The 456-nt window shown below is 45.8% G+C and carries 1 protein-coding gene; it reads left to right on the top strand.

Annotated features, from left to right (window positions below; translation table 11 throughout):
• Positions 1-456 (top strand): ParA family protein (locus UF06_RS00115; protein ID WP_045568623.1); only part of this gene is annotated, 456 nt, incomplete at both ends.

Genomic DNA, 456 nt, shown 5'->3' with positions numbered 1-456 from the left:
CTTGATATCGTTCGTCTATTGAAAGAACAGCTTATCGACAAGATTGCGAATGACTTCGATATCATCATGATTGATACCGGTCCGCACGTCGACCCTCTGGTTTGGAATGCGATGTACGCGTCCAATGCACTGTTAATTCCTTGTGCGGCAAAACGTCTAGACTGGGCATCTACGGTTAACTTCTTCCAGCATTTGCCTACGGTTTATGAGATGTTCCCAGAAGATTGGAATGGCTTAGAGTTTGTTCGGCTAATGCCAACCATGTTCGAAGACGACAACAAGAAGCAAGTCTCGGTATTGACGGAAATGAGCTATCTGCTTGGTGACCAAGTGATGATGGCAACCATTCCACGTAGCCGAGCATTTGAAACGTGTGCAGACACCTACAGCACTGTGTTTGATTTAACCGTAAGTGATTTCGAAGGCGGAAAGAAGACACTTGGAACTGCTCAGGAT

Origin of the sequence: Vibrio sp. S234-5 (genome assembly GCF_000960595.1) — a bacterium.
In the GTDB taxonomy this organism is placed as follows: Bacteria; Pseudomonadota; Gammaproteobacteria; order Enterobacterales; family Vibrionaceae; genus Vibrio.
The sequence above is the reverse complement of the archived record's forward strand: the minus strand, read 5'-3'. Positions and strand labels throughout refer to the sequence as shown.